This window comes from Buttiauxella agrestis, assembly GCF_900446255.1.
Classification (GTDB): domain Bacteria; phylum Pseudomonadota; class Gammaproteobacteria; order Enterobacterales; family Enterobacteriaceae; genus Buttiauxella; species Buttiauxella agrestis.
The window spans coordinates 2,114,099-2,139,938 of record NZ_UIGI01000001.1 but is presented as its reverse complement, the minus strand read 5'-3'; the positions used below and the strand labels follow the sequence as shown (position 1 = coordinate 2,139,938).

Here is a 25,840-nt window from a genome sequence, read left to right as displayed (position 1 = left end):
ACTTCTTAATACAGACTATTCTTAAAGGTTAATTTCTCTATTCCATTATTACAGAAGCGAATACTGTAATTATTCCCAGTAACCTTTTAGCCAATATTAAAAATCAGCCAATAACGTTTTTAGCGATTCGCCCATAAGACGTCCACGCCAGCCAACGATTAATTCTGGTTGCGTTGATTGCGTTTTTAATTTCCAGTGCCAGTTCAGCAACTGATTAATTTGTCTCCGCGACGCCAGTAATTCAGCACTTAAACCGCTGGTTTCACTCACCTGTTGCACCAGAGCTTTAATCGCTTTGAAGACACGACGATAACCCGGCATATCAACAAGATTGCTTAGCGGCTCAGGTAATTCATCGTCCGACAGAGCCTGCGCTTCCACCACCATTGCCAGTAGAGCTTTGCCGTGGAAACGAATTTCACTGCCGCTCAGGCCAAGGTGTTCAAGCTCACCCAAGGAACCCGGCATATAACGTGCGACCTGCCAAAGATGTTCTTCGCGCACCACGAAATTAACCGCCATATCGCGCTCACGCGCTTTACGCAGACGCCAGGATGCCAGTTTCTTCAGGCACGACAACTGACGCGTTCTAAGCTGCCAGGCATTGCCGATTTCACGCCAGGCTTCTTCTGGGTCCAGAACATCCTGACGACGCGCAGCCATCAAATTGCACTCGTCCAGCGCGGCATCCATCCAACCCGCCGCTTTTGTCTCTTCCATCAGTTTATGCGCGATAGGCAGCAAATAGAGCACGTCCGCGGCTGCGTATTCACACTGGCGTTCAGTCAGCGGGCGCGCAATCCAGTCGGTACGAGATTCGCTTTTATCCAGCGCAATACCGGTAAACGATTCGACGATGGTCGCAAAACCGCACGAAAGCGGACGCCCACTGAAAGCAGCCAGAATCTGCGTATCAATAAACGGATCGGGCAACATACCAAAAGCATTAAGGAACACTTCCAGATCTTCGCTGCCAGCATGCAGAAATTTAATCACCGCGGTGTCTTGCAACAGCGCTTTGAACGGCGACCAGTCGGTGATTGTCAGCGGGTCGATAAGCGAAGCGGTTTCGCTATCGTAAAGCTGAATCAAGCCCAGTTGCGGGTAATAGGTGCGAGTGCGAACAAATTCGGTATCCAGCGCGACGGCTGAAAATTGACGAGCCGCTTCGCAAACGCGGACAAGGGCTTCATCGGTAGTAATCATTTGGTAAGTCAAATTCAGTTCTCATAGGTTTGCGCCCATAAAAAACGCCGGCGAACCGGCGTTAGGGCGACTGACTCGGAGCTCAGGCGTTATTGTTGCCTTTACTGACCGATTCGTCACGTAGTTCTCGTCGTAATATTTTCCCTACGTTCGATTTTGGTAGTTCCTCGCGGAACTCAACCAGCTTAGGCACTTTGTAACCGGTGAGGTGGCGGCGACAAAATACCACCAGCGCTTCTTCGGTCAACGACGCATCTTTCTTCACGACGAAGATTTTTACTGCTTCACCGGATGCGCCGCTCGGCACGCCAACAGCCGCGACTTCTAATACACCGCTGTGTTGCATAACCACATCTTCGATTTCGTTCGGATAGACGTTAAAGCCGGAGACCAGAATCATATCTTTCTTGCGGTCGACAATGCGCATAAAGCCCTCTTCGTCCATCACCGCGATATCTCCGGTGCGCAGCCAGCCATCTTGCAGAATTTCATCGGTCGCATCCGGGCGCTGCCAGTAACCCAGCATCACCTGCGGCCCTTTCACGCACAGCTCACCCGGTTCACCTGCTGGAACCTCTTCGCCTTCGTCATCAATCAGTTTCACTTCCGTGGATGGCACCGGCAAGCCAATGCTCCCGCTGTGGTAATCCATATCATGTGGATTGGCACTGACTAACGGTGCGCATTCAGTCAGACCGTAACCTTCAAGCAGGAAGCGTCCGGTGAGTTTTTCCCAGCGTTCCGCAACAGCATGCTGCACTGGCATCCCGCCACCCGCCGAAAGATGCAGGCTCGAGAAATCGAGCTGCTGGAATTCTTTGTTATTGAGCAGCGCATTGAAGAGCGTGTTTACGCCCGTCATCGCGGTAAACGGATATTTCGCTAACTCTTTCACCAGGCCCGGGATATCACGCGGGTTAGTGATCAGCAGGTTCTGGCCGCCAAGCTCAATAAACAGCAGGCAGTTCATGGTCAGCGCGAAGATGTGATAGAGCGGTAATGCAGTGACCACCAGCTCTTTGCGTTCATACAGCAGCGGGCTATAGGCCGCTCTGACTTGTTCGAGGTTCGCCAGCATATTGCGATGCGTCAGCATCGCCCCTTTCGCCACGCCAGTCGTACCGCCGGTATATTGCAAGAACGCGAGATCGGTATTAATAATCTCCGGCTTGATGTACTGCAGGCGATAGCCGTGTTGCAGCGCGCTGCGAAACGAGATGGCATCCGGCAGATGGTATTTTGGCACCAGACGTTTGATGTACTTAACAACGAAGTTGACCAACGTCCCTTTCGCCGCAGAAAGCTGATCGCCCATGCGCGTCAAAATAACGTGCTTCACCTGGGTTTTATCAACGACTTTTTCCAGGGTATGCGCGAAGTTCGAAACAATCACAATCGCGCTAGCACCGCTGTCGTTGAGCTGATGCTCAAGCTCGCGTGGTGTATACAGTGGGTTAACATTCACCACCACCATTCCCGCACGTAAAATGCCAAACAACGCGACCGGATATTGCAATAAATTAGGCATCATTAATGCAACACGGTCGCCTTTTTGCAGGCCCAAACCCTGTTGCAAATAAGCAGCAAACGCACGGCTCCGCTCTTCCAGTTTGCGGAACGTCATCACTTCGCCCATGCTCACGAACGCAGGCTGATCGGCGTAACGCGCCGTCGCTTGCTCAAACATATCTACCAGGGACTGATAACGGTCAGGATTTATCTCAGCCGCAACATCGGCTGGGTAGCGGTTAAGCCAAACCTTCTTCAAGGATCCACCTCTGAATTTATTATTCGTCGTCATCACAACCCCAATATAGAAACACGCCGTTAACATAATATTAACTCAGCGTACCAGTTTATTAATTAGACTGATTTAAGGTTGCGAAGCACATCACTAATTATTTTTATTCCATGACAAAATGAAGAGGCAGCGGACATGCCGCTGCCTCTTCATTTCGGTAAAACACGTTATTACTCAGTTACGATAGTCTGCACCTGCGCAGGGCCTGGATTATACCATCCGCCGCCCCACATGCCGCCGTAACCATAGCGGCCACGATAGGGATATGGCCCGCCCCAGAACCACGGGTCAATCGGTTGAGGCGGCATCACCACTTGCTGCGTGACACGCCAGCGTTTATAGCCGTTCACCTGCATCACCATAAATTTATACGGTGTTTCGCCTACTTTGCCTTCAACCGTGCCGGTAATTGGGCCGACCACTGTGACCAGCTGCCCACGGAAATCGACCGGATCCAGGAAACCATTCACATCTGCATAAATGCGCCCTTTCGATGGCTCACCCAATTGTGGACGTGCACCTTCGTCGAGGTTCACGGTCGCAATTTCCAGACGCGTTATTCCTTTTCTGTTATCGATGTTGACCACTCGCCCGCCGAAACGCGCTTCCTGCCCGACGTAAAGCTGAGGCGCATTCATCACCCGCACTAAATCTTGTTGCGGTGTCGCACTCGTGCCTTTAATGGCATCGGGGACTGTGACACAACCGCTGAGCATCACGACGGCAGCCACTGCCATTAAACGGGTAACAATCCTGACAGGTAAACCAGACATATCCTTTCTCCTTAACGCCGTATCGGCCTCACGAGCGTTGTGAACTATTCTCTGCCTGGAAGTTTCTTCCATGTCACTTCGTTACGCAGATATACCGGTTCGGCATGTTCTACCGCCACCGTACAACCATCATTTAATGCCTGAATTGCCAGAGGCAACATATCTTCAGCCGCAGGAAGAGTCACTTCGCCATCACGGATGACCAGCTCACTTCCCTGCGCCATATCCGGCCAGGCTTGCCAACCTGTACCGACTGTAGCCCATTCCCCCTGAAGTTGTTTCAATCGCTCGGCAACCGCTTCAGGTTTTAGGACCGCTTCTGTTTCTTCGCCGTGCCACACGCCATTTTCATCGCGCTGGTATTCAGCCCAGTAGACTTCACCCATTCGCGCATCGATTGCGGCCAGTACACGGGTTGCCCCCGTCACTCGCCAGGCACCTTGCGCCATGGTAGCCAGAGTCGAAATACCAATCATCGGTAATTCAGCACCCAGAGCCAGCCCTTGAGCAATGCCAATGCCAATGCGCACACCGGTAAAACTACCTGGGCCACGGCCATAAGCAAGCGCATTCAATGCGGTCAGACCAACTCCACCTTCATTGAGGATGTCACGCACCAGCGGAAGAATACGTTGCGTGTGTTCGCGTGGGCAGAGTTCAAAATGGGCGCTAGACTTCCCTTCGTTATACAGGGCAACTGAACAAGCTTCTGTCGCAGTGTCGATGGCTAAAATTCGCATGGTATTGCCAACCTCTGGCGGGAAAATAGGGTCAAAAATCGGCGCGCATCATACCATAGTCTGGCACAAATTACTGCTCCGGTCGGAACTTAAGGAACTCTACTGCCCGATTAATATCGCGTGTGCGCGGCGTCGCTGGCAGGCTGTTAAGGAACACGGCGCCGTACGGACGCATCACCAGGCGGTTATCGCAAATCACCAGCACGCCCCGGTCATCGACATCGCGGATTAAGCGCCCCACGCCCTGTTTCAGGGTGATAACGGCATCCGGAAGTTGCACATCATCAAACGGTTCCCCGCCACGCAAACGACAATCTTCCATACGCGCTTTGAGTAAGGGATCCTCCGGCGAGGTAAACGGCAGTTTATCGATTATCACTAATGAAAGTGCATCACCACGTACGTCCACCCCTTCCCAGAAACTACTGGTCGCCACCAACAGAGCATTTCCCGCATCGACAAACTGCTGCAACAACTGGCCTTTGCTGGTTTCACCTTGCAGTAAAACCGGTAAGGTCATCGTGGCGCGAAATTGCTCGGCTAAATCGCGCATCATGGCGTGGGATGTACACAGCATAAAGCAGCGGCCATTGTTGGCTTCAATCAACGGCTTAAGCAATTTTGCCAGGTGCTTACCTGCGGCAGGTTGGTTGGGTGTCGGTAAGCCGCGCGGCACACACAGCAACGCCTGAGTGGCGTAATCAAACGGGCTGGCTAACAGCAGAGTTTCTGCATTATCAATACCGAGACGGTCGGTAAAGTGGCTGAGTTTGTCGTTAACCGAAAGTGTTGCGGAGGTGAAAATCCAGGTGCCTGCTTTTTCGTTAATCACTTCTTTGAATTTATCCGCGACGGATAACGGCGTTAACGCCAGCGTGAAATTGCGCGAATTGCATTCATACCAGTAGCTGTAGCCCGGCGTATCGACTTCTTTCAGGCGTTTAATTCGCCCGCGTAAAATCACCGTCCGTTCGAAAGCTGCATCAAGCAAAGCGGAACGACCTAGTGACATTTTCGCCACGTCATAACAAAGTTCAAGCGCATCATCGAGCAATAACAGTGCTCGTTGGATAGACGGTTCGGCTAACAGTTCGCGCAGATTGCCGCGATAACCCGGGTCGCCGAGTTTCAGCCTGAAATCCTGAGTACTTTGTGACAGACGGTCGGCACTTTTTTGTAATTGCTGGGCGTCACGGACTTCGGTGCGATAAGCAATTGAAATATCTTTGGCGATGTCGAGCAGTTGTCGGCTCGATACCGACTGCCCAAAATACTGGCTGGCGATATCCGGGATTTGATGCGCTTCATCGAAAATCATCACTTCCGCTTCGGGAATGAGTTCACCGAAACCGCCCTCTTTCACCACCATATCAGCCAAAAAGAGATGGTGATTGACCACGATGACGTCAGAGTCCATGGCTTTTTTACGCGCTTTTACTACAAAGCAGTCTTTATAAAGCGGGCAGTCTTGCCCCAGGCAGTTATCGTTGGTGCTGGTGACTAATGGCCAGACGTTAGAATCTTCCGCCACGCTGGTGCAGGTGCTGATATCGCCATCCACGGTTTCAATCGCCCAACCGCGCAACTTAACGATCTCACTTAGCGTCTGGACCTGGAGGTCGCCGCCTGCCAGCGCATTTTGCTCGAGACGCTCGAGGCACAAATAGTTGGAACGCCCTTTGAGCAGAGCCAACCGCCCTTTGAAATCCAGTGCTTTGGCAACGGTGGGTAAATCACGCGAAAAAAGCTGATCCTGCAAAGCCTTTGAACCCGTTGAAATAATGACTTTTTTGCCTGAGCGCAGAGCGGGAGCTAAATACGCATAGGTTTTACCGGTCCCGGTTCCCGCTTCCACCACCAGCTCACGCCCGGAAGCGATAGCTTTGGTGACGGCTTCTGCCATCTGGCGCTGCGGTTCACGCGGTTTAAAACCAGTTATCGCCGTGGCGAGTTGGCCGTCTGCTGCAAAATCGTCTGTCACAATACCCCCTGGGTTTATTGACAGTATTATGTCAGCCTGAGCGGTGTTAATCCAGCAAGCCGGTGGAAGCGCCCGGCAGATTGTGGCAGTCTGTTGCGCATTATGAATGAGCTGAAAAGGAAACAGTGATGAGTATTGTGCGTATAAAACCGGAAGCGCGTTGGTCTGATGCGGTCATCCATAACCACACCCTTTACTACACCGGCGTGCCAGAAAACCTCGATGCGGATGCTTATGAGCAAACCGCCAATACCCTGGCACAAATCGACACGGTGCTTATTGAACAAGGCAGCGACAAAAGCAAAATCCTTGATGCCACTATTTTCCTGCCAGAAGGCAGTGATTTTGCAGCCATGAATAAAGCATGGGATGAGTGGGTCGTCGCGGGTCATGCGCCGGTACGTTGTACCGTTCAGGCAAAATTGATGAACCCGCGTTACAAAGTAGAAATAAAGATTATCGCAGCAGTTTAAATTGGCGTGGGCTACTGCCCACGTCACTTATCGTCGTCATTCTCTTCATAATGATCGACGTATCTTTCTTCATCGTCGTCACTTTCGTTTTCTTCATCATCGCTTTCAGCGTCACCGACATCGTCGTCTTCAAAGCGAACGGCGACCATTTCACCGGTATGAGTGGCACGAATTTCGGCCGCGACAAGCGTAATGGCTTCCCCACTGCTCATTCCGTTGGCCATCAGTTCCTGAATTCTCTCGACTGCTTTCTGCTGCTGCTCATGGGATAATGAGGGTAATCCTGCAAACATTTTCGACTCCTGTTACATTGCCTGGGTTAATTATTTCACGCTGCTGTCGGGGTTTCCAGAGGGTTTCCTGGACTGGCAGGGTTATCTGTCTATTTTTTAGTTGTGGTTTATGACGTTGCAAACTCTAACTTATCAAACTTTGCCGTGGCATCCGGATGCTGTTCAACAGACTTTCAAAGCGTTGGCGCACCAACCCTGGGCCATGCTGCTGCATTCCGGCTTCGCTGACCATCCACATAATCGTTTTGATATTCTGGCAGCGGATCCTGTCGCAACGTTGGTCACACGCGGGGCGGAAACCACAATTTGCCAGGCAGGTGCGCAGTCAGCGCATCATGGTTGTCCGCTAAAATTGTTACAGCACACGCTGGACAGTTTCGGTTATCAGCCCGCAACGCACGCGGACTTGCCCTTTTTAGGGGGAGCGCTGGGTTTGTTTGGTTACGACCTCGGACGTCATTTTGAGAAATTGCCTGAATATGCGCAGGCTGAACTCACCACGCCGGATATGGCGGTGGGCATTTATGACTGGGCACTTATTGCTGACCATCATTTAAAAATGCTGACGCTGGTTTGCTGGGGAGACAATTCAGCCCGACTCAACTGGCTTAAGTCCCAGGTTCCCGTCGCACACCAGCCATTCCATCTGACCAGCGCATGGCAGTCCAATATGACCCGCGAGCAGTATGGACTTAAATTCCGTCAGGTACAGGAATATCTCAAAAGCGGCGACTGCTATCAGGTCAACCTCGCGCAACGTTTTCATGCCAGTTATGAAGGCGATGAGTGGCAAGCATTCGAGCGCCTGAACGCGGCAAACCGCGCACCGTTCAGTGCCTTTATTCGTTTACCGGAAAGCGCCGTTTTGAGTCTGTCGCCAGAGCGATTTATTCTGCTTGAAGACAAGATGATCCAGACGCGCCCGATAAAAGGCACGCTGCCGCGTCTTGAAGACCCCGTTGCCGATGCGCAGCAGGCTGAGAAACTGGCAAATTCACCGAAAGACCGCGCTGAAAACCTGATGATTGTGGATTTACTGCGCAATGATATTGGTCGCGTTGCCGTGCCCGGCAGCGTAAAAGTCCCGGAACTGTTTGTCGTCGAACCCTTCCCGGCGGTGCATCATCTGGTCAGCACGATCACCGCACAACTGCCTGCACATTTACAGGCGACAGACCTGCTGAGAGCGTGTTTCCCTGGCGGTTCGATTACCGGCGCACCGAAAGTACGAGCGATGGAAGTGATTGAAGAACTGGAGCCTCAACGCCGCAACGCATGGTGTGGAAGCATTGGCTATCTGAGCTTCTGCGGCAATATGGACACCAGTATTACTATCCGAACGCTCACCGCAGAAGGTGGGAAATTATATTGCTCCGCAGGTGGCGGCATTGTGGCCGATAGTGTTGAATCTGCGGAATATCAGGAAACTTTTGATAAAGTTAATCGTATCTTGCCGCAACTAGAGAGTTGAAGTGATGTCTGGTTCCTCCCTGAGCATGAATGATTTTTTATCCCGTTTTCAGCTGCTGCAACCGCCTGTCACGCGCATGAGCGGTAATAAACGCCAGGCAGCCGTGTTGATCCCTATCGTGCGTCGTCCGCAGCCCGGACTTCTGCTGACGCAGCGCTCGGCGTTGATGCGCAAACATGCCGGGCAAGTTGCTTTCCCTGGCGGCGCGGTGGACGATACCGACGAATCTTTAATTGCTGCGGCACTGCGCGAAGCCTGGGAAGAAGTCGCTATCTCTCCGGACAGCGTCGAAGTGATTGGCACCCTCCCGCCCGTGGATAGCGTCACGGGATTTCAGGTCACGCCCGTCGTGGGCATCATCCCTCCCAATTTGCCTTATCAAGCCAGTGAAGACGAAGTGGCCGCCGTGTTTGAAATGCCGTTAATGGAAGCATTAACTCTTGGGCGCTACCATCCGCTGGATATTCACCGCCGTGGCAATGCCCACCGAGTCTGGCTTTCCTGGTATCAACACTACTTTGTCTGGGGGATGACGGCCGGAATTATCCGTGAGTTAGCTTTACAGATAGGTGTGGAACCCTGATCACTCTTTAATCCTGCGAAAACAGCTATATTTAGCAGAGTGTCTCGCTGTGGTTTCATTCCCATACAGACGAAATGGGTAATAAATTGATGAATAACGCTACCGCCGATCTCTCTGGACCCGCATTCACGGGCCGGATTAGTCAAGTTACGGTTAACCATTAGTTTAATTCATGTGAATAGTTTACCACGGTGACCAATAAATTTTTAAACTAGCCAGCTGCGATTTTGCAGCAGCAAATTTTATTTAGCCGGTGTCCTGAAAGGAGTTTTAGCGTGATTAGCATATTCGACATGTTCAAGGTAGGCATTGGGCCATCCAGTTCCCATACCGTCGGTCCGATGAAGGCCGGTAAGTTGTTTGTCGATGACCTGGTCGAAAAAGAATTACTGGAAATGACGACGCGAATCAGTGTTGATGTTTACGGTTCTCTCTCTCTGACAGGTAAAGGGCACCACACCGATATTGCTATTATCATGGGTCTTGCAGGTAACGAACCTGCTACCGTTGATATCGACTCTATCCCGGCGTTTATTCGCGATGTTGAAACCCGTAGCCGCTTGTGGCTTGCCCAGGGTCGTCATGAAGTCGATTTCCCGAAAGACTCCGGCATGTGTTTCCGCAATGACAACCTGTCGCTGCATGAAAACGGCATGACCATCCACGCCTTTAATGGCGAGCAAGAGATCTACACCAAAACCTATTATTCCATCGGCGGCGGTTTTATCGTTGATGAAGAAAACTTCGGCAAAGATGCCGCTAACGAAATTGTGGTGCCGTACTCGTTCAATTCCGCCGAAGAGATGCTCAACCATTGTAAAGAGACAGGCATGTCCCTTTCTGGCGTAATTATGCAGAACGAACTGGCTCTGCACAGCCGTAAAGAAATCGAAGAGTATTTTGCCAATGTCTGGCAAACCATGCGTGCCTGTATCGATCGCGGTGTGAATACCGAAGGCGTGCTACCTGGCCCATTGCGCGTGCCTCGCCGTGCATCCGCGCTGCGTCGTATGCTGGTTTCCAGCGATAAACTGTCCCACGACCCGATGAACGTGATCGATTGGGTAAACATGTTTGCTCTGGCGGTTAACGAAGAAAACGCTGCGGGCGGACGTGTTGTCACCGCCCCGACTAACGGCGCGTGCGGAATTGTTCCGGCTGTTCTGGCTTACTATGACCACTTTATCGAGTCGGTAAGCCCGGATACCTATATTCGTTACTTCCTCGCCTCAGGCGCGATTGGCGCGTTGTATAAAATGAATGCGTCAATTTCGGGTGCTGAAGTGGGCTGCCAGGGTGAAGTCGGCGTGGCCTGTTCTATGGCTGCCGCAGGGCTTGCTGAGATTCTCGGCGCGAGTCCGGAGCAAGTTTGTGTTGCAGCGGAAATCGGCATGGAACACAACCTTGGCTTGACCTGTGATCCGGTTGCAGGCCAGGTTCAGGTGCCATGTATCGAACGTAACGCCATTGCGTCCGTTAAAGCGATTAACGCCACCCGTATGGCGATGCGCCGCACCAGCGAGCCGCGTGTTTCTCTCGATAAAGTGATTGAAACCATGTACGAAACAGGCAAAGACATGAACTCCAAATACCGTGAAACCTCACGTGGCGGCCTGGCCATCAAAGTTCAGTGTGACTAACCGTTCAGTGTGACTCATCCCCTTCCGGCCCTCAGCAAAGAGGGCCGTTTTTATATCTACCACGGGTAATTCTGGCACTGCTGACGAAGCGCTAATAAAAACTGGCGCGCTGTTGCCGTCAAATCCGACTTCTGTGACCAGATGACACAATATTGCGCCGACGGAAGCGTGGTGATGGGCAACACGGTTAGCCGGTCCTGCAAAAATAGCGGCGTGCTCATCGCTCTGGCGACAATCGTCAGATAATCCGAATGCAACACCATATTCAGTCCGCAAATCACAGAATCTGTGCGAATCGGCGCTTCATGCATCTGACCATAAAATTCGTTCAGTTCATCCTGAAGCTGTTGGTAATAGCCAATATTCGCCTCAGGCAATAACCATTTCGCCCTTCTCAATTGTGCAAGTGAAGTGGCGTCTGCCAACGGATGATCCCGCCTTGCAATCACACAAAATGGCGCGCTAAAAAGCGGTTCCACCATCACATCTTCCGGCACTTTAGCCGGATTAATGGTGCCTATCGCCAAATCCAGTTCCCCCTGTTGCAGCAGAGGAAGTAAGGTCGCCAGTTGCCCTTCTTTGATATGCAAACTGGCCTGCGGCAAGCGCGATTTGAAGCTGTCGGCCACCGCAGGAAACACACTAAGCGCAATCAGCGAAGAAAAACCGATATTCAGCTTGCCCTGAGAAAAGTGGTTAATCTGCTCCACTTCTTCGGCGGCACGTTGCAACTCCTCCAGAATCCACTCAGCACGACGGGCAAATGCCTCTCCCGCTTCCGTTAAGGTGATGCCTTCGTTACCGCGTAAAAAAAGTTGTGCAGATAAAACTTGCTCCAGCTCTCGTAACGTGCGGCTGACGGCAGGCTGAGACTGCCCCATGACCCTCGCTGCTCCGCGAATGCTGCGGCTGCGTACTACCTGCCTGAAGACATGTAGCTGCTGCATTTTCGGTAAGTATTTCATTCGCACCCCCTATCAACAAAAAGCATCACCCCAAACAAAATTACATCTTTTGCCGGATTACCCACACTGCTTATATAGATATCAACGTTTGTTGTCTGAACCGGGGCAACTCGCCCACAGGGACGGAATTCCGCATAAGGGTCCGCATAATGAAAAAGAATCACTCCTTGATGATTTTCCTGTTATTTCTGGGCTATGTCATTGTCTATATAGATAAAACGGTGATGGGCTTCGCATTATTGCCCATCGAAAAAGAGTTTGGTGTTTCAACTCAACAACTGGGTTACATCACCGGCATTTTCTTTCTGTCTTATTCGCTGTTTCAAATTCCCGCAGGCTGGCTGAATGACCGCATCGGTTTTCGTACCATGCTGGTTGCTTCACTTTGCCTGCTCGGCGGGTTTGCCTTGTGCTTTGGTGTGTTGGGATTAAGTTTTGGCATGTTGATCGTGTTCCGCTTTCTCTCCGGGATTGGGCATTCAGGCTATCCGTGCTCCTGCGCCAAAGCCGTCGTGACTAATTTCAGCATTGAGAAAAGGACTTTTGCGCAGTCAATTCTGCTGTCATCGGCAGGACTTGCGATGACAATCGGCCCCATGGTGGCAGTCAGTGCCTTGACGCACATCGGCTGGCGAGGTTCGTTCGCGGGTTTAGGTTTACTGGCATGCGCCGTCGCGATTGTTATTTTTATGCTGGTACAAAAACCCCCTGTTGCAGCCAAAACAGCATCTACCGTCAGTTACCGCACGCTGCTGAAAAACCCGACCGTGGTTCTGCTGTTTGTCTCTATTTTCTGCATCAATATTCCAAGCTACGGCCTGATGGCGTGGCTGCCTAAGTTTTTAGTCCAGCAACGCCATATGCCACTTGAAACCTCGGGTCTGGTTATTGCGGCAGGCGGTTTAGGGATTTGGATTTCCTCGCTGGGAACCGGTTGGTTGGTCGGCAAGTATTTCCAGGGCCGTGAACCGTTGGTGATTGTCGCCTGCGCCATTGCCAGCGCACTGTGCATCTTCACGATTTACCACATGGCTTCCCCGATAGCGGCCAGCGTGTTCCTGTTTTTAGGTCAGGTCTTTTTAATGGGCAGCTTTGTTACCGCCTTCACCCTGCCAATGAAACGGTTGCCGGTCGAAACCATGGGAGCGGCGATTGGCCTGATTAACACGGGCGGTACGCTGGGCGGATTCGTCTCACCGATTGTGATGGGTTATCTGATTGGCATCAGCCAGGACTACTACACCACTTTTATCTTCTTATCTTTGTCGATGATTTGTGCCGCACTTGCCGTCATACCGCTGATGGCAAAGAAAACCGCGCTAAACACAGTGACCGAATAACGGAGCCATTATGACTTTCAATATTGATATTCTGACCGAAGAAGTTGCCCATGATGTGTCTCGCTGGCGTCAGCATATTCATGCGAATCCTGATCTGTCCTTCCAGGAAAAGGCCACCGCAGATTATATTGCCGCTGAGCTTGCAAGCTTTGGTCCTCTTGAATTACACCGCTTAACCCCTAACAGCGTGGTCGCCGAATTACGCGGAAAACATCCTGGCCCGGTGTGGGCGCTACGGGCCGATATTGACGCGCTTCCTCTTCAGGAAGAGAGCGGGGAAACCTTCTCCTCGTGCAAGCCTGGCGTGATGCACGCCTGTGGACATGACGCGCATAGCGCCATGTTAATGGGAGCGGCAAAAGTGCTTTGCCATTTCCAGGACCAGCTCAAAGGATCGGTGCGCTTTATTTTTCAGCATGCCGAAGAAGTGCCGCCGGGTGGCGCGCAGGAACTGGTGAATCTGGGCGTATTAGAAAATGTGGAATACATTTTCGGTCTGCATGTCATGCCCGATAAACCCACGCAAACCCTGTCATTAAAAGAAGGCGTATTCAGCGCATCGAGTGATAATTTCGATATTGTTATCACCGGGAAAGGTGGGCACGGATCAATGCCCCATTTGTGCGTTGACCCGATTGTTATCGGGGCCGAAATCGTCAGCGCTTTGCAGCAAATCGTCGCACGCAAACTTGATCCACTGCATGCGCCAGTGTTAACCATCGCCACCTTCCAGTCGGGCGAAAGTTACAACGTCATCCCCAATAGCGCCCGCCTTGCAGGCACGTTGCGTACGCACAATCAGCAGGTTCGTGAGTTAGTTCCTCAGCTGATGCAGCAAGTGATTGCCGGAATCGTTGCCGCTCATGGCGCCAGCTTTGAAATTGAGTGGCAACCGGGTTATGCGGTCGGTAATAACCATCCCCAGGCATGTGAAATTGCGCGCAACGTTATTCAACAACATTTCCCGGAACAGACACTGCAAACGGTGACAACGCCGCTATTTGGCAGCGAAGATTTCTCGTCTTATCAGCAACATGTTCCCGGCTGTTTTATTTTTGTAGGATGCCGAAACCCGGAAAAAGGTGCCGTGTGGAATGTCCATAATCCTCATTTCCTGTTAGATGAAGATGCGATGAAAGTGGGCGTTAAAACGCATCTCAGCCTGATTAGCCCGCTTATCGTGGGTTAGTGTACCGGGCAACACGTATTAATCGGTGCTGACCGGTCACGATAAAGCATGATTTTCACAACGTAAGTCTAATCCCCCACTACACTTTGTATGTTCTGCGTGCCGATTTCGGTCGCGGTTACATACAAGGTGCAAACAGAATGCAGACGGCTCAACGCATTTTAAGAGGTTATCGCCGCAGGCGTTTAATTGTCTGTGTTGCGTTAGCTGTTCTGGCACTTTTCCTGACTCTCAGCGCCCGCTACGTTTCCGAACGCAACGTTAATGAACAGCGGATGCAGGCGTTTAATCAACGTGTCATTAGCACGCTGGAAAGTATTCTTGTCCCACTCGAGCAGGCCAATAAAGATGTCATGCCGTTAGTGGGAATGTCCTGCCAGGTCGCACAGTTAAAAATGCGCGAACATGCCGCGCGCTTGCAAACGGTGCGATCTATCGGACTGATTAAGGACGACATTCTTTATTGCTCAAGCATTTTTGGTACGCGGGCCGTGCCGATTAACCTGCTGCAACCCCGACTCCCCTCCGCGCAGCCGCTGTTATTTCTTACAATCGACCATTCATTGTTGAAAGGAACGCCAATTTTATTATCCTGGATCCCGCTGGCAAACAGTCGCCACGATGGTGTGATGCAAATAATCAATATTGAGTTGCTGACCGGATTAATTCTTGAGCCTGAGCGCCCGTGGGTATCACGCGCAATACTGAATGTTTCGGATTCGCATCTTGAATATGGCAAGGGATTATTGCAGAGAATTAGCGTGGATGAAGGACAGGTAAGCCATGAAATGGCTTCTGAAAAATTCGCGTTTTCCGTCACCACTATTGGCCCCGCAGCAGGCGCTATGGCATTAGGCAACTTGCCGACACAACTCCCACTGGCGCTGATCCTCAGCATGCTAATCGGTTACATCGCCTGGCTTGCGACAGCCAATCGCATGAGTTTTTCGTGGGAAATTAATGTTGGACTGGCCTCACATGAATTTGAGGTTTTTTGTCAGCCACTAATGAGCGCACGTAATTTGCAGTGTGTCGGGGTAGAGTTGCTGCTGCGATGGCATAATCCGCGTCAGGGATGGATCTCGCCAGATGTCTTTATTCCCCTTGCTGAACAACAAAATTTAATCGCCCCGTTGACCCGTTTTGTCCTTGAGGAAACGATTCGTCAAATCGATATTTTCCCCAAATCACGTGACTTCCACATTGGTATTAACGTCGCCGCCAGCCATTTTCATGAAGGTGAGATTATCACCGATCTTCGCCGCCATTGGTTTCCGTCTCAACCCATTCAAAAGCTGACATTAGAGTTAACCGAGCGCGACGCTTTACCAGATGTCGATCACCGCGTAGTCCGTGACTTGCACCGAATGGGGGTAGATTTAGCCATTGATGATTTCGGCACCGGGCAGAGTTCCCTGGCGTATCTGGAAACGCTAAATCCTAATGTGCTGAAAATTGATAAGTCGTTTACGGCGGCGATTGGTACAGATGCGGTTAACTCAACGGTTACTGACATCATCATCGCGCTGGCACAACGACTGGGCATTGATTTGGTGGCGGAGGGAGTAGAAACGCAGCAGCAGGCAGAATATCTGCGCCGCCGCGGCGTGAACGTTTTACAGGGTTATTTGTTTGCGCGGCCAATGCCATTGAGCGAGTTTCCGCGTTGGCTGAGGGGGAATAATACTCCCCCTCCGCGACGTAAGGGACACCCGGTGCCGATTATCCCGCTACGCTAAATCACTCTTCTTCGTCTTCATGTTCAGAGCGTTCTTTTTCCACGCGGACCAGGTCCACACGGTAATCATTGGCTTCAACAATCTGGATGCGAAGCGGAGCAATTTCAATGATGTCGCCCACTTTCGGGATTTGACCATTTACCGCAATAACAAGACCCGCAATCGATGCGATATTTTCGTCATCGTCAACCAGGGTATTGATATCCAGGTGCTGCTGAATCGAATGCAGGTCAGTTGAACCTTTCACCAGCCAACCGTCGCCATCGCGAACGATTTCTGGCGTTTCGTCAGCATCAGGGAACTCACCGGCAATCGCTTCAAGAACATCCAGCGGCGTGACCAGTCCCTGCACCACACCAAACTCGTTGTTCACAATCACGAAGCTGCCGCGAGCACGACGCAACACACCTAACAGGTTGATAGGGTCAAGCGTTTCAGGCACCACAATCGCTGGTGATTGTGCCGCAATGGCGGCCACATCACCGTTATTTTCCAACGCCACCAGCAACTCTTTAGCACGCACGATACCGATGATTTCATCAAGTTCGCCCCGGCAAACCGGGAACAAACTGTGTGGTGATTCCAGTAATTGCTCACGGATTTCAGCTTTCGATTTATCGGCATCAACCCAGGAAATCTCGCCGCGTGGCGTCATGATGCTGCGCAGCGAACGAGAGGCCAGCGTCAGCACGCCGTTAATCATATACCGTTCTTCTTCAGCAAAAGATTCTGCTTCAATTGGCGTTATCGTCTTGTGGTCTTCATGTTGATTTTGCGGACGAGCCTGGCGTTTGCCGTTCATCAGGCGCAAAATCGCATCAGCCGTACGGGCGCGCAGCGGCACATTCGACTGATGGCGGATAAAGTTGCGACGCGCAATCTGGTTAAAGAACTCGATGATTATCGAGAAACCAATCGCAGCGTACAAATAGCCCTTAGGAATATGGAAGCCGAAGCCTTCTGCTACCAGACTCAGACCAATCATCAACAAGAAGCTCAGGCACAGCACCACTACCGTCGGGTGTTGGTTAACAAAGTTCGTTAACGGTTTCGATGCCAACAGCATCACACCCATTGCGATAACCACCGCCGCCATCATCACTGGCAGATGGTTGACCATCCCCACCGCGGTAATGACCGCATCCAGTGAGAACACCGCATCCAATACCACAATCTGCAATACCACGACCCAGAAACTGGCGTAGCCCTTACCGTGCCCGTCATCGTGCTGGCGATTTTCCAGCCGTTCGTGCAGCTCTGTTGTCGCTTTAAACAGCAAGAACAGGCCACCAAAGAGCATGATGAGGTCGCGACCGGAGAAGGTCAGATTTGCAACGGTAAACAGCGGCTGCGTGAGCGTCACCATCCATGAGATTAATGACAGCAAACCAAGTCGCATTATCAAAGCAAGGGATAAACCAATAAGTCTGGCTTTATCACGTTGTTTTGGCGGCAGTTTATCCGCGAGGATGGCAATGAATACCAGGTTATCAATACCCAGCACGATTTCCAGCACAATCAGCGTCAGTAAACCCACCCAAATCTGGGGATCCATTAAGAGTTCCATGACAAGCTCCTGCTTTGGGAATAACTAAGCGGCATCACGCTTAACGCGGACGCAGAGAGTAGTGTTGAGATATTTATAAGGCGTGAAACGCCATTGTGATGGGCTGAACATTCAGACCTGAGATTGAAAAGACGTCGGTGACGGTCCATACGGTGGGCTACTGCCCCTTACTCCTTAGTCATTAAACGAGAAGCAAACAATATCAGAGCAAAATACCCTTTTGCAAAGATTTACCTGATTTTGCAATTTTTCTGTCATTGACCTCGTTCATTATTTATCCGGTGAATCATTAAGTTGTTAGCAAAGCTAAATTACGGATCTTCATCACATAAAATATTTTTTTCACTGACTAAAATAAATCCGTCTTAAGTTACACATCTTTACTCATACCGTTATCTGAATCGATTCGCTTAAGAAACGGATAATCTACAAAACACCTATTAAGGGTGTGGCTATACCAACACAGGAGGTAGCAAGTGACTATTGCTATTGTCATAGGCACGCATGGCTGGGCAGCAGAACAATTGCTGAAAACCGCAGAAATGCTATTGGGCGAACAAGAAAACGTTGGCTGGATAGATTTCGTTCCCGGTGAAAACGCCGAAACTCTAATCGAGAAGTACAACGCTCAACTGGCAAACCTGAACACCGACAAAGGTGTGCTGTTTCTCGTCGATACCTGGGGCGGAAGCCCGTTCAATGCGGCGAGCCGTATTGTCGTCGATAAAGAGCATTACGAGGTCGTCGCCGGGGTCAATATTCCGATGCTAGTTGAAACCTTGATGGCCCGTGATGATAACCCTTCGTTTGATGAGTTAGTGGCACTCGCTGTTGAAACAGGCCGTGAAGGGGTTAAAGCCCTGAAAGCGCAACCTGTTGAAAAAGCTGTACCCGTTGCGCCAGTTGCTGCACCTAAAGCCGCAGCTCCGCTCAAGCCAATGGGTCCAAATGACTATATGAATATCGGTCTGGCGCGTATCGATGACCGTTTAATTCATGGCCAGGTCGCAACCCGCTGGACCAAAGAAACCAACGTAACACGCATTATTGTCGTCAGTGATGAAGTCGCAGCCGATACCGTGCGTAAAACACTGTTGACGCAAGTGGCTCCTCCGGGTGTCACGGCTCACGTCGTTGACGTCGCTAAAATGATCCGCGTGTGGAATAACCCGAAATATGCAGGCGACCGTGTGATGCTGCTGTTCACCAACCCAACCGACGTCGAACGCGTCGTAGAAGGTGGTGTGAATATTAAGTCAGTGAACATCGGTGGTATGGCGTTCCGTCAGGGGAAAACCCAGGTGAACAACGCGATTTCTGTCGATGAAAAAGATATCGAAGCCTTTAAGAAACTGAACGAGCGCGGTATTGAGCTGGAAGCGCGTAAAGTTTCCACCGATCAAAAATTGAAAATGATGGATCTGATCGCGAAGGTGAAAAGCTAATTACGCAGGTAATTTGCTCAATCTACGTTTTGCTCAGTTTTCACACATAAGTCACACGTTTAAGGAGAAGTACAATGGAGATTACCACTCTTCAGATTGTGCTGGTGTTTGTCGTAGCCTGTATTGCCGGTATGGAGTCAGTGCTTGATGAATTTCAGTTTCACCGTCCGCTGGTCGCCTGTACCTTAATTGGTCTGGTACTGGGTGATATGAAAACCGGTATTATTATCGGTGGTACGTTAGAAATGATTGCTCTGGGTTGGATGAACATCGGTGCGGCGGTTGCTCCCGATGCGGCCCTGGCGTCGATTATCTCAACCATTCTGGTTATAGCCGGACATCAGGGCATCGGTTCTGGTATCGCTCTGGCAATCCCGCTGGCAGCAGCAGGCCAGGTTCTGACCATTATCGTTCGTACCATCACCGTGGGCTTCCAGCACGCAGCAGATAAGGCCGCCGAAAGTGGCAACTTATCAGCCCTGTCCTGGATTCACGTTTCCTCCCTGTTCTTGCAAGCAATGCGTATCGCAATCCCTGCTGTTATCGTCGCGGTTTCCGTCGGTACTAGCGAAGTACAGAACCTGTTGAACGCCATTCCTGAAGTGGTGACAAGTGGTCTGAACATCGCTGGCGGTATGATTGTTGTTGTGGGTTATGCGATGGTCATCAACATGATGCGCGCAGGCTACCTGATGCCATTCTTCTATCTGGGCTTCGTTACCGCGGCCTTCACCAACTTCAACCTGGTTGCATTGGGTGTGATTGGTGCTGTGATGGCAATTCTGTACATCCAGCTAAGCCCGAAATACAACCGTTCCGCCGGTGCGACAGCGCCAGCAGCCGGTGCTAACGATCTCGATAACGAATTAGATTAATAGGTGAGCGAAATGGTTGATACCACCAAAACAACGACTACCGAGAAAAAACTCACCCCAGGTGATATTCGTGGCGTATTCCTGCGTTCGAACCTGTTCCAGGGTTCATGGAACTTCGAACGTATGCAGGCACTGGGCTTCTGCTTCTCAATGATTCCGGCCATCAAACGCCTGTATCCTGAGAATAACGATGCGCGTAAACAAGCGATTAAACGCCACCTGGAATTCTTTAACACCCATCCATATGTAGCGGCTCCCGTTTTGGGCGTTACCCTTGCGATGGAAGAGCAACGTGCAAATGGTGCAGAAATTGACGATGGTGCCATCAACGGTATCAAAGTTGGTTTGATGGGGCCACTGGCCGGTGTCGGTGACCCTATCTTCTGGGGTACTGTACGTCCAGTATTCGCAGCGCTGGGTGCCGGTATCGCAATGAGCGGCAGCCTGCTTGGGCCACTGCTGTTCTTCATCCTGTTTAACGCCGTCCGTTTGCTGACCCGTTATTACGGTGTGGCTTACGGCTACCGTAAGGGTATTGATATCGTTAAAGATATGGGCGGCGGCTTCCTGCAAAAACTGACTGAGGGGGCGTCAATTCTCGGCCTCTTTGTCATGGGGGCGCTGGTTAACAAGTGGACGCACGTTAATATACCGCTGGTCGTGTCGAAGATAACCGACCAGACTGGCGCCGTTAAAGTGACCACTGTTCAAACCATTCTTGATCAGTTGATGCCGGGCCTTGTGCCGCTGCTGTTAACGTTTGCTTGTATGTGGCTGCTGCGTAAGAAAGTCAACGCGCTGTGGATCATCATGGGCTTCTTCGTTATCGGTATCGTCGGTTACGCCATCGGCCTGTTGGGTCTGTAATTTGAGTATTTGAGTGCAACCGGGGGCCTGCCCCCGGTTTTTTATTTTGGGAGGTGTCATGACGTTAACAGATGTCGTTCTACTGGTATTTATCGTGCTGTTGCTTGGCTGGGCCATTTATGATGAATTCATTATGGATAAGCTCAAGGGCAAAACCCTGTTAAAAATCACCCTACTACGCCGTAATCGTATCGACAGCACCATCTTCGTTGGCCTGGTCGTTATCCTCATCTACAACAACGTCACCACCAATGGCACTGCGCTCACCACCTGGTTATTATCTGCTCTGGCTTTATTAGCTATTTATATTTCATGGATTCGCCAGCCTAAGCTGCTATTCAAATCTGAAGGTTTCTTCTTTGCAAACGTGTGGATTTTATACTCCCGAATTAAAGAAATGAATTTATCTGAAGATGGTGTACTGGTGATGCAATTGGAACAACGCCGTTTGCTTATTCGGGTCAAAGATATTGATGACCTGGAAAGAATTTATAAATTAATGGTTAATAATCAATAGATTAAAGAAATAGCAAAGACTATATTCCTATATTTTTTGTACAGTACATAAATATAGCCGATGCTATTTCGCACAGTTAGTGTGCTTTTATTTTAACGCTTTGATTACCTATTGAAGCAAATGAAAATCGTTATCATTTAAAAGTCAATAATAATAGCTTTCAATAATTGTTTTATCTTTGAAAATTATGTTAAGGTTGCGCCCGTCGTTGGGGAGTAGCCGATTTTCGCGATTGCGAAAATGTACATGTCAACATACTCGTTACTGGTTGAAATAGATTTTTTAATCAGACATATAACGTGGCATGTACGACTCAGATGCTGAGTAGGCGAGACCATAGGCACGTAGCCATCGTTTTAGTTGGGGATGGATTGCGTGTATATGGATATTCCCAACTGAGGCGTTTTAATGAATCTCTCCGCAACAATTATTCTCGCTTTCGGCATGTCGATGGATGCGTTTGCTGCATCAATCGGGAAAGGTGCCTCACTCCATAAACCTAAGTTTTCAGAAGCATTACGCACTGGTCTTATCTTTGGCGTCATCGAAACAATCACCCCACTTATTGGCTGGTGTCTGGGGCTTTTGGCAAGCCAGGTGGTGCTGGAGTGGAATCATTGGGTTGCTTTCATCTTGCTGGTGTTTCTTGGCATTCGAATGATTTATGAAGGGGTGCGCGGCAACGACGATGAAGAAGCACCTAAGCTGCAACGTCATGGATTCTGGTTATTAGTCACCACGGCAATCGCCACCAGTCTGGATGCCATGGCAGTAGGCGTGGGTCTGGCTTTTCTACAAGTCAACATTATTGAAACTGCGCTGGCAATTGGCTGCGCGACCATGATCATGTCCACGCTGGGTATGATGCTGGGCCGTTTTATCGGCCCGCTGCTGGGCAAACGCGCCGAGATCCTCGGCGGCGTCGTGTTAATCGGAATTGGCTGCCAGATTCTTTACGGTCATTTCAGCGCGTTGAGCTGATCTTCGCGACGCCAGACACGAATCACAAAATCTGTCTCACAATTGAATGCCGTTTCAGCCGCGAGTGCTTGCCAGACTTCAGGGCGAGCACGCCAGGCAAACGGTGTCATCTGCAACAAAGCCACCGCCTCATCTCCCTTTAACGTCATCGGCCAACCAATTTGTTGCGTTTGCTCGGCAATGAACCCCGGTAAAGACTCGGACTCCGCGCTGTGTAACATCACGTTGTCATAGATTAAGCCTTTAAGCTGCATCAGGTGCCGCGGCCCTGGAGTTGCCGTAATCACAACGCCGCCAGGTTTAACCACTCGCGCTAACTCTTCAGCTTTGCACGGGGCGAAAATACGCACTACGGCATCAAGGCTATTATCGTCGAAAGGCAAACGGTGGCTTGAAGCCACGCAAAAATGTACCTGCGGATAGCGTTTTGCCGCATAGCGAATTGCTACTTTTGCGACGTCTAATCCCCAGGTTGTCCCTTTTTGTTTTGCGACGATCTCCGCAAATCCGGCGGTGTAGTACCCTTCCCCACAACCGATATCCAGCAATGTTGCTGGCGCGGCCTGTTCTAAAATCTGGCAAATGGCGTCGCGCAGTGGCTGATAGTGCCCGGCATCAAGGAAAGCCCTGCGCGCCTGCATCATTTCACTGCTATCACCCGGATCTTTAGAACGCTTATGCTGAACGGGCAGCAAATTCACATATCCCTCTTTTGCCTTATCGAATTGATGACCTTGCGGGCAAACAAAGCTCCGCCCATGAGGAGCAAGGGGCGCGTGACATAGCGGGCAAAGATAAGACATAGAAACTCCGGGCAATCGTAAAGGGCGCAAGTGTAACGCTAAACGCCCCGTTTCGAAAAGCCACTAACCTGCGGAGTTATTTCCGGAGGACTTGTTTAACACTGTGACATTTTCATTCCCGGCGGGTAAACCATCAGGCTCGATATTTTCCAGTCGCAGAACATCGCTCATTATCTGGCTGAATACGGGGGCTGATACCGCCCCACCATAATACGCGCCGTTTTCAGGATCGTTAATCACCACCACCAGCGCAAAGCGTGGGTTACTTGCTGGCGCAACGCCTGCGGTGTAGGCAATGTATTTATTGATATATTTTCCGTCGTCGCCAATTTTCTTCGCCGTCCCTGTTTTAATCGCCACACGATAGCCGCGCACGGCTGCTTTTACCCCGCCGCCGCCCGGCAGAGCAACGCTTTCCATCATATGTTCAACCTGGTGAGCAATAGCTTCCGACATCACTCGTTGCCCGACAACTGGCGGATCAACACGCGTGATTGATAGCGGCCGCGAAATACCGTAGCTGCCGATAGTGGCGTAAACATGGGCCAGTTGCAGTGGTGTTACCATTAAACCGTAGCCGAAAGAAAATGTGGCGCGATCCAGTTCACCCCAAAATCTGCGATGCGGCAGCAGGCCGCTACTTTCCCCGGTCAGGCCCAATCCCGTCGGCATGCCAAAGCCGAAGTTTTTGTAAGTATCCAGCAGTTTCTGAATAGGCATCGCCAGAGAAAGGCGTGACACACCCGTGTCACTCGATTTTTGCAAAATACCGGTTAGCGTCAGTTGTGGGTAGTAACCCACGTCGCGAATACGATGGCCATCAATAATATAAGGGTGGGTATCTATTACGCTGTCAGGTTGAACGATTCCCTGCTGCAAAGCCGTCATAACCACCATCGGTTTAACCGTTGAACCCGGTTCAAAAGTGTCACTAATGGCGCGATTGCGAAATTCGTTAAGCGTGGCGCCTTCGCGATTGTTCGGGTTAAAGGTGGGGCAGCTCGCCATTGCCAGTACTTCGCCGGTATTAACATCCAGAATAACGGCGGCGGCAGATTCAGCTTTGTTCCATGAAACGGCATTGCTAAGCGCATCTTCGGTAACAGTTTGCAAACGCTCATCAATACTGAGCATCAGGTTATGGGCAGGAGTCGCCGCAGTTTCCGTAATATTTTCAATAACATGGCCATGTCTGTCTTTGCGGACTAATCTTTCACCCGCCTTACCGGTCAACTGACGATTAAAACTCTTCTCAACCCCTTCAATTCCCTGGTCGTCGATGTTAGTAAATCCGAGCAAATTCGCAGCGACATGACCTGCTGGATAAAAACGTCGTGATTCATCACGCAGGAAAATTCCAGGCAGTTTCAAACTCTCTATATATTGCGCTTGCTGCGGATCGAGTTGGCGTGCGAGATAGATAAATCGATCGGCGGGATTACGACGAATGCGAGCAGCGATGTCATTAAGTGGCATGTTTAGCGTTGTCGCCAGCGCTTGCCAGCGACTGCTTATCTGCACTCCCCCTTTTTCCATCACCGTTTTCGGGTCAGCCCAGATAGCTTTTACCGGAACGCTTACTGCTAATGGACGCCCGCTACGATCTTCAATCATCCCTCGGGGTACAACCACGGCTTCTTCGCGCAGGGAACGCATGTCTTCTTGCCTGACCAGATTGTCTGGCGAGATGATTTGTAACCACGCGACTCTTCCAAGCAAAAACACCAGACACATGAAGATAGCGATGCAAAGCAGAGCAAAACGCCACTGAATAAAATTTCCCACGATTCCAGGAGCGATTTTTCTCACATCCAATCCTTAACGACAACTAAGCGATTGAAAATTTAAACATAATGAGGAAAGTAACCAGACAGGAACAGTGCTACAAGATGCGCTGCTTTGCTACAAGACATAACTGGCGAGATAATTCAGAAACACTTAGAAAAACAATGATTAAGTATCAAACATGAAAAAGCCCCGCTACAAGAGCGGGGCTTTTATCAGAATTTGGCGTTATTCGCGCCAGGTCTAATTCAACGGAATTAGATAGCAGTTACGTTAACCGCTGCAGGGCCTTTCTGGCCGTCCTGGATTTCGAACTCAACGTTCTGGCCTTCAGCCAGAGTTTTGAAGCCGTTACCCTGGATTGCAGAGAAGTGTACGAACACGTCTTTGCTGCCGTCAGCAGGAGTAATGAAGCCAAAACCTTTAGACTCGTTGAACCACTTAACTTGACCTTTAATCTTTGCCATTTTGCAAAATTCCTTAGATTGTTTTCTTCGCCCGCAGGCATAACTTAGCTAAAACAGAGACATTACTGCATGAGGCACTAATATAAGGCTCGGCAGAGAAGCGGTATTCAACGACAACGTGTTTACTCAGGTCTTCTTTACTGAAAATGCCACACATAAACAGAACTGTACCTCGTTTAACCTAAAGTGTTATCACATACTACGCAATCAATGGCAAGCCATTTTTCGGTATGTATCGATCTGTCGCACAAATTCCGAAACCCTTATTGTTAATGAAAATGAAATGCACAATAAATGCATAGAATTAACATTGAGCAATGATGATTCCGGACATTAGTT

General features: G+C 50.4%; 23 protein-coding genes, 1 pseudogene and 1 riboswitch. Of the genes and pseudogenes, 12 read left to right on the top strand and 12 right to left on the bottom strand.

Annotated features, from left to right (window positions below; translation table 11 throughout):
• Window positions 1-96: 96 nt before the first annotated feature.
• From rnd to yoaA, 5 genes are all read right to left on the bottom strand, one after another.
• Window positions 97-1,218, bottom strand: coding sequence for a ribonuclease D (rnd, locus tag DY231_RS10375; RefSeq protein WP_172588675.1), 1,122 nt, complete (start codon window positions 1,216-1,218; stop codon window positions 97-99).
• A gap of 70 nt (window positions 1,219-1,288) precedes the next feature.
• On the bottom strand, window positions 1,289-2,974 hold the full coding sequence (fadD, locus tag DY231_RS10370) for a long-chain-fatty-acid--CoA ligase FadD (protein ID WP_147295639.1): 1,686 nt from the start codon (window positions 2,972-2,974) through the stop codon (window positions 1,289-1,291).
• A 203-nt stretch (window positions 2,975-3,177) separates the two neighbouring features.
• Window positions 3,178-3,744: a Slp family lipoprotein gene (locus tag DY231_RS10365; protein ID WP_115631818.1), complete on the bottom strand. Its 567-nt coding sequence runs from the start codon at window positions 3,742-3,744 to the stop codon at window positions 3,178-3,180.
• 80 nt (window positions 3,745-3,824) lie between these two features.
• Window positions 3,825-4,520, bottom strand: coding sequence for a tRNA (adenosine(37)-N6)-threonylcarbamoyltransferase complex dimerization subunit type 1 TsaB (gene tsaB, locus DY231_RS10360; RefSeq protein ID WP_115628286.1), 696 nt, complete (start codon window positions 4,518-4,520; stop codon window positions 3,825-3,827).
• Between the two features lie 70 nt (window positions 4,521-4,590).
• The gene (yoaA, locus tag DY231_RS10355) at window positions 4,591-6,501 is read right to left on the bottom strand and encodes a DNA repair helicase YoaA (protein WP_115628285.1); all 1,911 of its coding nucleotides are present in this window, start codon (window positions 6,499-6,501) and stop codon (window positions 4,591-4,593) included.
• A gap of 128 nt (window positions 6,502-6,629) precedes the next feature.
• Between yoaA and DY231_RS10350 the strand changes: the two genes are divergently transcribed.
• Entirely contained in the window at window positions 6,630-6,974 is a 345-nt protein-coding gene (locus DY231_RS10350) for a RidA family protein (RefSeq protein ID WP_115628284.1), read from the top strand.
• 119 nt (window positions 6,975-7,093) lie between these two features.
• On the opposite strand, the pseudogene DY231_RS10345 reads toward DY231_RS10350, so the two are convergent.
• A pseudogene (locus tag DY231_RS10345) lies at window positions 7,094-7,267 on the bottom strand (YoaH family protein); the annotation flags it as partial.
• 109 nt (window positions 7,268-7,376) lie between these two features.
• Here DY231_RS10345 and pabB point away from each other — a divergent pair.
• The 3 genes from pabB (at window position 7,377) to sdaA (ending at window position 10,961) form a co-directional block, all read left to right on the top strand.
• The gene (gene pabB / locus DY231_RS10340; protein WP_115628282.1) at window positions 7,377-8,738 is read left to right on the top strand and encodes an aminodeoxychorismate synthase component 1; all 1,362 of its coding nucleotides are present in this window, start codon (window positions 7,377-7,379) and stop codon (window positions 8,736-8,738) included.
• 4 nt (window positions 8,739-8,742) lie between these two features.
• Complete coding sequence (locus DY231_RS10335; RefSeq protein ID WP_115628281.1) at window positions 8,743-9,321, top strand: CoA pyrophosphatase; 579 nt, start codon at window positions 8,743-8,745, stop codon at window positions 9,319-9,321.
• Between the two features lie 275 nt (window positions 9,322-9,596).
• A complete protein-coding gene (gene sdaA, locus DY231_RS10330; RefSeq protein WP_115628280.1) occupies window positions 9,597-10,961 on the top strand; it encodes an L-serine ammonia-lyase in 1,365 nt (454 codons plus the stop codon).
• A gap of 56 nt (window positions 10,962-11,017) precedes the next feature.
• Here the strand turns inward: sdaA and DY231_RS10325 are convergent, their stop codons facing one another.
• Window positions 11,018-11,926: a LysR substrate-binding domain-containing protein gene (locus DY231_RS10325; protein ID WP_115628279.1), complete on the bottom strand. Its 909-nt coding sequence runs from the start codon at window positions 11,924-11,926 to the stop codon at window positions 11,018-11,020.
• Window positions 11,927-12,075: 149 nt separating this feature from the next.
• On the opposite strand from DY231_RS10325, the gene DY231_RS10320 reads away from it, so the two are divergent.
• The 3 genes from DY231_RS10320 (at window position 12,076) to pdeD (ending at window position 16,194) form a co-directional block, all read left to right on the top strand.
• Window positions 12,076-13,266 (top strand): MFS transporter, encoded by a 1,191-nt coding sequence (locus tag DY231_RS10320; RefSeq protein ID WP_115628278.1) that lies wholly within the window; start codon window positions 12,076-12,078, stop codon window positions 13,264-13,266.
• A gap of 10 nt (window positions 13,267-13,276) precedes the next feature.
• On the top strand, window positions 13,277-14,455 hold the full coding sequence (locus DY231_RS10315; RefSeq protein WP_115628277.1) for an amidohydrolase: 1,179 nt from the start codon (window positions 13,277-13,279) through the stop codon (window positions 14,453-14,455).
• A gap of 140 nt (window positions 14,456-14,595) precedes the next feature.
• A complete protein-coding gene (pdeD, locus tag DY231_RS10310; protein WP_115628276.1) occupies window positions 14,596-16,194 on the top strand; it encodes a cyclic di-3',5'-guanosine monophosphate phosphodiesterase PdeD in 1,599 nt (532 codons plus the stop codon).
• A gap of 1 nt (window position 16,195) precedes the next feature.
• Here pdeD and yoaE read toward each other — a convergent pair whose 3' ends face one another.
• Window positions 16,196-17,761: a CNNM family cation transport protein YoaE gene (gene yoaE, locus DY231_RS10305; protein WP_115628275.1), complete on the bottom strand. Its 1,566-nt coding sequence runs from the start codon at window positions 17,759-17,761 to the stop codon at window positions 16,196-16,198.
• 476 nt (window positions 17,762-18,237) lie between these two features.
• Here yoaE and manX point away from each other — a divergent pair, with 476 nt between their 5' ends.
• The 5 genes from manX to mntP all read left to right on the top strand — a co-directional run bounded on the left by manX (window position 18,238) and on the right by mntP (window position 22,446).
• Complete coding sequence (gene manX, locus DY231_RS10300; protein ID WP_115628274.1) at window positions 18,238-19,206, top strand: PTS mannose transporter subunit IIAB; 969 nt, start codon at window positions 18,238-18,240, stop codon at window positions 19,204-19,206.
• A gap of 74 nt (window positions 19,207-19,280) precedes the next feature.
• Entirely contained in the window at window positions 19,281-20,081 is an 801-nt protein-coding gene (locus DY231_RS10295; protein ID WP_115628273.1) for a PTS mannose/fructose/sorbose transporter subunit IIC, read from the top strand.
• Between the two features lie 12 nt (window positions 20,082-20,093).
• Entirely contained in the window at window positions 20,094-20,948 is an 855-nt protein-coding gene (locus DY231_RS10290) for a PTS mannose transporter subunit IID (RefSeq protein WP_034495941.1), read from the top strand.
• Window positions 20,949-21,006: 58 nt separating this feature from the next.
• A complete protein-coding gene (locus DY231_RS10285) occupies window positions 21,007-21,465 on the top strand; it encodes a DUF986 family protein (RefSeq protein WP_115628272.1) in 459 nt (152 codons plus the stop codon).
• A 198-nt stretch (window positions 21,466-21,663) separates the two neighbouring features.
• A riboswitch (yybP-ykoY riboswitch) is annotated at window positions 21,664-21,871 on the top strand.
• Between the two features lie 2 nt (window positions 21,872-21,873).
• Complete coding sequence (mntP, locus tag DY231_RS10280; protein ID WP_115628271.1) at window positions 21,874-22,446, top strand: manganese efflux pump MntP; 573 nt, start codon at window positions 21,874-21,876, stop codon at window positions 22,444-22,446.
• Here mntP and rlmA read toward each other — a convergent pair.
• The 4 genes from rlmA to DY231_RS10260 form a co-directional block, all read right to left on the bottom strand.
• Window positions 22,425-23,249 carry a 23S rRNA (guanine(745)-N(1))-methyltransferase gene (rlmA, locus tag DY231_RS10275; RefSeq protein WP_115628270.1) on the bottom strand — a complete coding sequence of 275 codons (825 nt, stop codon included), beginning with the start codon at window positions 23,247-23,249 and terminating at the stop codon, window positions 22,425-22,427. The genes mntP and rlmA overlap by 22 nt on opposite strands.
• A gap of 63 nt (window positions 23,250-23,312) precedes the next feature.
• A complete protein-coding gene (gene ftsI, locus DY231_RS10270; protein ID WP_115628269.1) occupies window positions 23,313-25,058 on the bottom strand; it encodes a peptidoglycan DD-transpeptidase FtsI2/PBP3(PARA) in 1,746 nt (581 codons plus the stop codon).
• Between the two features lie 233 nt (window positions 25,059-25,291).
• Window positions 25,292-25,501, bottom strand: coding sequence for a transcription antiterminator/RNA stability regulator CspE (gene cspE, locus DY231_RS10265; RefSeq protein ID WP_001062678.1), 210 nt, complete (start codon window positions 25,499-25,501; stop codon window positions 25,292-25,294).
• Window positions 25,502-25,514: 13 nt separating this feature from the next.
• Entirely contained in the window at window positions 25,515-25,658 is a 144-nt protein-coding gene (locus DY231_RS10260) for a DUF2627 domain-containing protein (protein WP_072011169.1), read from the bottom strand.
• Between the last annotated feature and the right edge of the window lie 182 nt (window positions 25,659-25,840).

Coding starts and splice junctions, on each gene's coding strand:
- DY231_RS10365 (WP_115631818.1), bottom strand. CDS start 3,744: ATGGCAGTGGCTGCCGTCGTGATGCTCAGCGGTTGTGTCACAGTCCCC.
- tsaB (WP_115628286.1), bottom strand. CDS start 4,520: ATGCGAATTTTAGCCATCGACACTGCGACAGAAGCTTGTTCAGTTGCC.
- DY231_RS10350 (WP_115628284.1), top strand. CDS start 6,630: ATGAGTATTGTGCGTATAAAACCGGAAGCGCGTTGGTCTGATGCGGTC.
- pabB (WP_115628282.1), top strand. CDS start 7,377: ATGACGTTGCAAACTCTAACTTATCAAACTTTGCCGTGGCATCCGGAT.
- DY231_RS10335 (WP_115628281.1), top strand. CDS start 8,743: ATGTCTGGTTCCTCCCTGAGCATGAATGATTTTTTATCCCGTTTTCAG.
- DY231_RS10325 (WP_115628279.1), bottom strand. CDS start 11,926: ATGAAATACTTACCGAAAATGCAGCAGCTACATGTCTTCAGGCAGGTA.
- DY231_RS10320 (WP_115628278.1), top strand. CDS start 12,076: ATGAAAAAGAATCACTCCTTGATGATTTTCCTGTTATTTCTGGGCTAT.
- DY231_RS10315 (WP_115628277.1), top strand. CDS start 13,277: ATGACTTTCAATATTGATATTCTGACCGAAGAAGTTGCCCATGATGTG.
- pdeD (WP_115628276.1), top strand. CDS start 14,596: ATGCAGACGGCTCAACGCATTTTAAGAGGTTATCGCCGCAGGCGTTTA.
- yoaE (WP_115628275.1), bottom strand. CDS start 17,761: ATGGAACTCTTAATGGATCCCCAGATTTGGGTGGGTTTACTGACGCTG.
- DY231_RS10295 (WP_115628273.1), top strand. CDS start 19,281: ATGGAGATTACCACTCTTCAGATTGTGCTGGTGTTTGTCGTAGCCTGT.
- DY231_RS10290 (WP_034495941.1), top strand. CDS start 20,094: ATGGTTGATACCACCAAAACAACGACTACCGAGAAAAAACTCACCCCA.
- DY231_RS10285 (WP_115628272.1), top strand. CDS start 21,007: ATGACGTTAACAGATGTCGTTCTACTGGTATTTATCGTGCTGTTGCTT.
- mntP (WP_115628271.1), top strand. CDS start 21,874: ATGAATCTCTCCGCAACAATTATTCTCGCTTTCGGCATGTCGATGGAT.
- rlmA (WP_115628270.1), bottom strand. CDS start 23,249: ATGTCTTATCTTTGCCCGCTATGTCACGCGCCCCTTGCTCCTCATGGG.
- cspE (WP_001062678.1), bottom strand. CDS start 25,501: ATGGCAAAGATTAAAGGTCAAGTTAAGTGGTTCAACGAGTCTAAAGGT.
- DY231_RS10260 (WP_072011169.1), bottom strand. CDS start 25,658: ATGTGTGGCATTTTCAGTAAAGAAGACCTGAGTAAACACGTTGTCGTT.